General features: G+C 63.3%; 6 protein-coding genes. 1 reads left to right on the top strand and 5 read right to left on the bottom strand.

Annotated elements, in window-relative coordinates; translation table 11 throughout:
- Positions 1-1,796 (bottom strand): ferrous iron transporter B (feoB, locus tag VGL22_RS15880; RefSeq protein ID WP_465267920.1); only part of this gene is annotated, 1,796 nt, incomplete at its 3' end.
- Complete coding sequence (locus tag VGL22_RS15875) at positions 1,793-2,068, bottom strand: FeoA family protein (protein WP_465267919.1); 276 nt, start codon at positions 2,066-2,068, stop codon at positions 1,793-1,795. The genes feoB and VGL22_RS15875, both read right to left, overlap by 4 nt.
- A gap of 314 nt (positions 2,069-2,382) precedes the next feature.
- Between VGL22_RS15875 and VGL22_RS15870 the strand changes: the two genes are divergently transcribed.
- A complete protein-coding gene (locus tag VGL22_RS15870) occupies positions 2,383-2,673 on the top strand; it encodes a hypothetical protein (RefSeq protein WP_465267918.1) in 291 nt (96 codons plus the stop codon).
- A 141-nt stretch (positions 2,674-2,814) separates the two neighbouring features.
- On the opposite strand, the gene VGL22_RS15865 is transcribed toward VGL22_RS15870, so the two are convergent.
- From VGL22_RS15865 to VGL22_RS15855, 3 genes are all read right to left on the bottom strand, one after another.
- Positions 2,815-4,080 (bottom strand): alanyl-tRNA editing protein, encoded by a 1,266-nt coding sequence (locus tag VGL22_RS15865; protein ID WP_465267917.1) that lies wholly within the window; start codon positions 4,078-4,080, stop codon positions 2,815-2,817.
- Positions 4,081-4,222: 142 nt separating this feature from the next.
- Positions 4,223-5,848: a hypothetical protein gene (locus VGL22_RS15860; RefSeq protein WP_465267916.1), complete on the bottom strand. Its 1,626-nt coding sequence runs from the start codon at positions 5,846-5,848 to the stop codon at positions 4,223-4,225.
- On the bottom strand, positions 5,845-6,786 hold the full coding sequence (locus VGL22_RS15855) for an ABC transporter ATP-binding protein (protein WP_465267915.1): 942 nt from the start codon (positions 6,784-6,786) through the stop codon (positions 5,845-5,847). The genes VGL22_RS15860 and VGL22_RS15855 overlap by 4 nt, the downstream gene beginning before the upstream one ends.
- Between the last annotated feature and the right edge of the window lie 2 nt (positions 6,787-6,788).

Here is a 6,788-nt window from a genome sequence, read left to right as displayed (position 1 = left end):
GTCGACGTGCACTGCATCGCAAACGCGAAGAAGATCATCAGCGCCAGCGCGCCACCCAGGGTCATGTCGTGGTGCAGTGCCGCCTGCAGGCTCTCCGCGTGCGTGCCGGGGTCCGCTCCGTACAGCGTGCCCATCGTGCTCACCATCACCTCGCGCGCCAGCACGCTCGAGATGAGACCGATGCCGATCTTCCAGTTGAACCCGAGAGGCGCGATCACCGGCTCGATCAAGTGGCCCAGCCGCCCGATCAGGCTGTCCGCCAGCTCGGGAATCGTCCATCCCCCCTGCGCCGAGTGGAGGATGGGCAGATGCGCCAGCACCCACAGCGCCATCGTCACCGCCAGAATCACGGTGCCGGCCTGGCGCAGAAAGATGCGTGCGCGGTCCAGAAGACGAAGGCCGAGAGAGCGCAGCGTGGGCCGCCTATACTGCGGAAGTTCCAGAATGAACGGCGTCTCGCTTGACTTGAGAATCGAGCTCTTCAGCAGATGCGCCGTCGTCATCGCGGCCACGAAACCGGCCACATAAAGCCCCAGCATCGTGATCGCACGCAGCCCCAGAAATCCGTGCAGATACTGCCGGTTCGGCACAAACGCCGCAATCAGCAGCATGTAGACCGGCAGCCGCGCCGAGCACGTCATGAACGGAGTCACCAGGATCGTCGCAATGCGGTCGCGCCTGTTCTCGATAGTCCGCGTAGCCATAATCGCCGGCACCGCGCACGCATAGGCCGAGAGCAGCGGAATGAAAGCCTTGCCATTCAGTCCCACGGTGCGCATCACGCGATCCGCAATGAGCGCGGCGCGCGCCAGGTAACCGGAGTCTTCCAGCACTCCAATAAACAAAAACAGCAGCAGGATCTGCGGCAGAAACACCAGCACGGAAGAGATGCCCTTCCACACGCCGTCCAGCAGCAGCGACTGCAGCCACGCAGCGGGAATCAGCGGCCGCGCCCAGTCCGCCATATGGCTCAGCAGGTCGCCAAACCCGTCAGACAGCGGCTGGCCGATCGAGAACACAACCTCGAAAACCCCAATCACCACCAGCAGAAACAACAGCGGTCCCCAGATGCGGTGCAACAGAATCTTGTCGAGCTTGCGGCTGCCTTCCGCGGACAGCGGCGCGCGGTAACCGGTCTTGCGGCTCACCTGCGCCGCCCATTTGTGGGTGCTGGCAGCGTTGCCCAGCACGGGCAGTGTCAAATTCTGTTCCACTCTCTCGGCCGCGCGCGGCAGGGCGCACTGATTCAGAAAAAGCGGAACCGCATCCATCCCGCTGCCGTGCGTCGCGCTGATCTGCGCCACCGGCGCGCCCAGTTCCTTCGCCAGCTTCAACGTATCGATGGCCCCGCCGCGCGACTCCATCAGGTCGCTCATATTCAGCAGCACCAGCGTAGGCAGACCAAGAGACAAAACCGGCGCAGCCAGCATGAGCTGGCGAGTCAGGTGCAGGGAATCGAGAACCAGCAGCACCGCGTCCGGCTTGGGCGTGCCCGGCATCTTGCCCTTCAACACGTCCACCGCAACCCGCGCATCTTCGGAGTACGGCGTGAGCGAGTAAACGCCCGGAAGATCAATCAGCGTAAGGTCGTCGCGGCCCACCCCCGCCATCAAGCCCATGCGCTGCTCCACCGTCACGCCGGGATAATTGGCGACTTTCTGGCGGAGACCGGTCAGGCGATTGAACAGCGTAGACTTGCCCGCGTTGGGCGGTCCAATCAGAACAACCGTCCGCAGAGAGCCCGCTGCCGGCGACTTCGGAAGCTCGAAGGCCGGAGCCTCACAGCATGGGTTCATCGACCGGCCTCGAGGAGTTCGCGTCCTTCGTCCTCGAGCTCGAGTACGGCATTGCGGACGTGGATCGAGTCGGCAGTTTCGTGGCGCAGTGCGATCTCCATCCCGTCAATGGCATAAACCGTCGGGTCGCCGGCCGGAGCGCGGCGTAGCGCCGTCACCATGGCATCCGGCACAAAACCCATGTGCATGAGATGGTTCTGGACGGTATCGGGCAGATCCAGGGCGACTACCACCGCGGTCTCGCCTACATTCAATTCGCTCAGCACGCTCACCTGCCGGACTCCGTCGGGTCGCCGAAAGGGCAGCACCCTCGAAATGCGACCATTAAGGTCGGATTTAAGTATACGACCGATTCGGTCTGAGTTGCAAACGTCCAATCCGAGCATCGCTGACCTCCCCGTCAGGGAAGGCCGGCGCCCCAGACGCCGGCAACTTCCGTCTCCCCCTCGTAATCCGCTGCGACCGCTTCTCAAGAATCGCTGACATCTTTGTATCAGTGCTGGAATCAACTGGATGTGACTTAAATCACGCAGATATAGCCAAGATTCCATCGCGGTTTCGCTCTGGGAGTGATACAAGGATGGGCATGAACGCAGAGGGATTTCTGAGCACCCTGGGAGAGCAGGCTCCCCCGGCAGGACTTCCCGCCACCCTGCAAGCCCTGTGGTGGGACAAGAAAGGCAACTGGGCACGCGCGCACGCACTCGTCGACGAGCTCGAGACGCCCGACGGCATGGCCGTCCACGCCTATCTCCACCGCAAAGAAGGGGAGGACTGGAACGCCGAATACTGGTACCAGCGCGCCGGCAAGAGCTACTACCGCCCCGCCCTCGAAGCCGAATGGACCGCCCTGCTCGAAGCCCTGTCGGGAGAATAAGTCGATCCCCAAAGGGACGAGCTTTGTAACAGGGCACGACTTCAGTCGTGCCGGTAAATTGCTCTGAATGTGTGGGCTTTAGCCCCTGCTGCCCTCGCCCTTTCGAAGAAGCGCCTTTCGAAGTCTTCCGGCCGCCACGACCTACCTTTCGGCGTGGCGGATCGCCGCGATGAGCGACTCCACCAGCGCGGCATACTGATGGACGGGAACATCGCCCTGGGCCAGATCGGGCGAGCCGCCGCCACGCAGCCCGAGCGCCGCCAGTGCCTCCCGCAGCATCTGCCCGCAGTTGAAATTCAAGTTAAGGCTCCGCGCCAGGTACACCCTCACGGGCTCCCCGTGGGCCGCCGAGAACACGACAGCAGTGGACGTCGCGGCGGCCGCCGTGCGTGAGGCCAGCAGCTTCACGTAGTCGCTGTCCCGGTCCTTCCACGAGCGAACCACCATGCGCACGCCGCCTTCCGCTTCGGCTTCCGCTGCAAGCGCGGCCCCCTGGTACGACGCCAGCTCTTCGCGCAGCTTCTGGCGTTCGCGCGCCCCGGCCTTCGCTTCGTTCAGCAGCCGCGTGACTGCATCGGGCAGCTCCGGTGCGCCGGTAGAGAGAAGTGTCGAAACCTCGCGGAGGATGCCCGAGTCGTTGCGCGCCGTCCGCACCGCGCGCATGCCGCACACAAATTCAACCCGCACCCCGCGGCTCACCTTCTCGATGCTGCGGATAAGAATGCTGCCAATCTGTCCGGTCGAACGAACATGCGTTCCCCCGCAGGCATTGTGGTCCAGCTCGGCGATATCAACCAGCCGGATAGTCCCTTCGCGCTCGGGCAGCTTGCGCAGAATGCCCTCGGCGAGCAGCGCTTCGGCTTCGGCGCGCGGAACAAAGCGCGTCGTGACCGTGCGGTCCTCCGCGATGATCTGGTTCGCCGTGCGCTCAACACGTTCAAGGCTGTGGTGCGCGGGCGGCGCAATCGCCAGATCGATGGTCGAGGTAATCTCGCCCAGGTGAAACGACACAGTGGCGGCCTGAAGCTGCTCCCAGAAAACGGCGGACAGCAGGTGCTGCCCCGTGTGCTGCTGCATGTGATCGAAACGGCGGTCCCAGTCGACAAAGCCCTCAACGTGGGTACCTTCCGCGAGCGGCTGCCGAGCATAGTGCCAGACCGTGCCTTCGTCATCTTCTTCAACCTGGGCTACCGCAACCTCGGCCGTGGCGCCCGTAGCGAGACGCGCCTGAAGCATGCCGGTATCGAAAGGCTGGCCGCCGCTGGTCGGATAAAAGGCCGACCGGTCCAGGGCGATCTGCCACAGGGGTTCGCCATCCGGGACTCCGAGTTCGCGCAGCCCCGAAACCGCCGCAGTGAAGGTCTTCAGAGTCGAATCTGCATAATAAAGGCGCTCGTTCCTCGACACGTTCAAGCCTCCAGCCCACTTTCGTGGCGACAACGTACAAGTGTAGTCCGCGCTGGTGGCGCACCTTGGCCGTTATCCTCCCCGAAAGCTCCTCCTGTCGGCGCATCCGATCCGTAACCCGGGCCCGATCGAAGCCGCCTGGCTACTGCGTTCGGTATTCGGCTGCCGTGGCCTTCGAGAGCTCCGGAAGACGGAAACCGGCAATCGACAGCTCGGCGCGCGTGCGTGTCTGCAGAGCGTAGCTGGTGAAGGTGACAGGAATGCCGGGACAAAGTTCACGCATGTGGATGCGCTGCTCATCCGTCCGGTTCGAATACCTCCAGGAATTCGTCAGGGCCATCGGCGCCTGCAATACCGCGGTGAGGCTGGGTTCCGCCGCAGGTGCGTCGAGCGAGCCAACCCACCCGTAGCCGGAGACGGCCGGCGGCGGAGCATCGTTCGGCGCGCGGCAGTCGTCGTGCCAGAGCACGGTGACAAACGTCAGATCAGGCTGGCGGACGGCTGAAAGGCAGCTGATGCCGATCGTGACCGGCTCACCATCCCAGCCGCCCTGCGGCGTGCACATCCCGAACCCGGGAACTTCAAAGCGCGCGTCGGGCAGCGCAATCGTGTTCTCGCGAATCGTCCGGCCCTGATCGATAGCAACCGTCATATGCAGCGAGACAGGTCCATTGCGGAACTGCTCGTACGTCTCCCGCCGCATGCGGAACCGGAACACCGCATCGTAGGGCGCGGAAAGAAATTTGTCGGTGGAAAGAGTCTGCCATGGCGAATCCCAGTGCGATGAGCCTTCAGAATCCAGGGTGACCTTGATCGCGGTGGGGATGACCACGGTGTGCGGTGCGATGCCCGCGACGTGGACCGGTATGGCGATCTCAATCATGCCTCTGGCGCCGGAGCCGTGTGCGACCGGCCGCATCATGGGGTTTTCGCTGTAACTGAACTCGACGCTCGGCGCAGCGCTCGCTCCTGCGGGCGGGTAGAAACGATTCATGAAGGGCTGGTCAGCGTCATAAAACCCGCTCGATCCCAGAAGCAGTGCCACAACCGCGAGCAACACCCACGCCGTGCGCGCTCGCCGCCGAGCATATTGAATAACGAGGATGGTGGCGGCTCCGCACAGCAGCACCATGAAGGAGATCGCGCTGGACACGAGACTGGGAGAACTGGCCAGCCGTGGCAGCACTCCCGCGAGCGTGGCAAGGCCGGCCACAAAGACCAGCACGCCGAGCAGCACCAGCGTCATCCGCGCCAGGTTGCTGGTCACCGACGCCACGGCCGCAAGAGGCAGGATCACGATTCCCGTGAGCAGCAGAGCATTGAACAACAGGCCCGGCACGTGAGCCAGCGGCTGGAACCCGGCTGCGTGCAGCAGAATGCATTGCACAATCAGGAATGGCAAATACACAAACGCCGAAGCAAACAGCAGCTTGGCCGCCAGCAGAAGCGGCCACCGGTAAGGCCGCGTGATCCAGAACTGCGTGTGCCCCACCAGGCGTTCCTCGTGAACCAGCCGCGCCAGCAGAACCCACCAGCTGATTGGGATGAGAATGTTGAGAAGGTCGCCGAATGCGTCTGGCGAAGTGGCAAAGGCGCCAAAGGAATAGCTGACTGCGCCCAATCCGGCGTGGCGCCACTGGCGCGGGTAAAGCGCCACCAGCGCCGCCTGCAGCGCTAGCGAAATGCAGATCTCCGGCCACAAGTGCCGTGCGTCTTTGCGGAAGATGGCGAGCACCTGCTTCATGCCCGTATTCATGCCCCTTTTCATATTTGGACCTCCCGGGTTTCGGCTGCAACGGAGGTGGATGTGGGCTGCGTGCGGCCGGCCTTGGCGACTGCCAGGAAGATGGCCCGCAGGCTCATGGGCTGTATGGCGATATCGCGGGCCCCCGGGAACACGGCAGCCAGTTCCTCGCGGGATGCCGCCTCCTGGTAGCCCGAGTCCACAAAGCGCAGCACGCGGTCCACGCTTTCGCACTGCAGCCAGTGAGCCGGAGGAGAGAATTGCTGCGCGAGCGGCTCGGCAAGTGTGATGGTGATCTCGCGGAACCGCGCCGCGAGCGAAGTCATCTCCTCAGAAAAAAGCAGCCGCCCGTTTTCCAGATAGCCGACATGGCTGGAGAACGCCTCGATCTCAGCCAGATCGTGCGAGGAGAGAAAGATCGTGGTCTCAGGAGCGCGGTCGAGCAGAACTTCGATGAGCTCGTCGCGCACCAGCGGGTCCAGCCCGGAGAAGGGCTCGTCCAGAACGATGAGCGCGGGCCGGTAAGGCAGCGACGAAGCAAAAGCAGCCTTCATCTTCATGCCGCGCGACATATGCTTGAGCTTGCGATTGAGCGGCAGGTCAAACTGCCGCACCAGCTGCTGCTCGAGCGCGGTATCCCACGCGGGGTAGAGGTTGCGATAGTAGTCGAGCAGTTGGCGCAGCGTCATCCACTCGGGCATCTCCTGGTTTTCCGAGACATAGCCGATGCGCTCAAAATGCCTGCCCGCGATGTGGCGCGAGTCGATGCCGAGCACAGTGGCCAACCCGCTTGTGGGCTGAAAGATGTTCATCAGCACCTTGATGAGCGTGGTTTTTCCCGCCCCGTTGGCGCCCACCAGCGCGTAGATGGCTCCTTCAGGAACTTCAACGTCGATGCCGGCCAGCGCGACGGTGCGGCCAAATTTCTTTGTCAGGGACTGGGTGCGAAACACGGCATTCATGG

The sequence above is a fragment of the Occallatibacter sp. genome, assembly GCF_036502485.1.
Taxonomy (GTDB): Bacteria; Acidobacteriota; Terriglobia; order Terriglobales; family Acidobacteriaceae; genus Telmatobacter.
Note: the sequence above shows the minus strand (reverse complement) of the source record. Positions and strands in the feature narration are given on the sequence as shown.

Excerpts from the sequence above, each read along its gene's own strand:
- VGL22_RS15870 (WP_465267918.1), top strand. The coding sequence starts at position 2,383 with ATGAACGCAGAGGGATTTCTGAGCACCCTGGGAGAGCAGGCTCCCCCG.
- VGL22_RS15860 (WP_465267916.1), bottom strand. The coding sequence starts at position 5,848 with ATGAAAAGGGGCATGAATACGGGCATGAAGCAGGTGCTCGCCATCTTC.
- VGL22_RS15855 (WP_465267915.1), bottom strand. The coding sequence starts at position 6,786 with ATGAATGCCGTGTTTCGCACCCAGTCCCTGACAAAGAAATTTGGCCGC.